Genomic DNA, 539 nt, shown 5'->3' on the forward strand with positions numbered 1-539 from the left:
CCTCTATAGGATTTAAATTCACTATCCAGCGCTTGTGTTTCAGTGAGCTGAATGACATTAGAAACCAGTGTGGCTTTATCATCTGTCCCGGCAATGGTAAGCGTGGCGGTTTGTTGCGTACTTCCACCATGGCCATCTTCTACTTGATAAGTGATAGCGATTTGTTGCGACTGACCATTGGCCAAATGGTTAAATGCGGGATCAGTGGCATCAACAATTAACGTATGCCCATCAGCATCTAAGGTAATGCCCGTTGGAAGTTGGCCCGACTGAGGTTGGCCATCGATGGCATATTCAAGGTGACTGATAGTTAAAGCGTCGCCGTCTTTATCTGTGGCACCTACTAGCAGATTGAGGGTGTGATGATTATCGGCCCCCTCACTGACACTGTCGGTTAAAGGCGTCACATCAGGGTTGTCGTTAACCGCAGCTAAGTTGGTGGTTGCGCCGGTGTGTGTTACACCACCGTGTGCATCTTTGACGTCATAGCTAAAGTGCACCGCGCCGTTGTAGTCTTTTTCTGGGGTAAACGTAAACGT

1 protein-coding gene is annotated in these 539 nt (G+C 48.4%); it reads right to left on the minus strand.

Features of this window, described 5'->3' with window-relative positions; genetic code table 11:
* Positions 1–539, minus strand: a 539-nt coding sequence (locus AB4185_RS21650; protein ID WP_372135917.1) for a cadherin-like domain-containing protein, incomplete at both ends; no start/stop codon positions are given.

The organism is Vibrio sp. 10N.286.48.F5, assembly GCF_041469785.1.
GTDB classification, from domain to species: domain Bacteria; phylum Pseudomonadota; class Gammaproteobacteria; order Enterobacterales; family Vibrionaceae; genus Vibrio; species Vibrio crassostreae_C.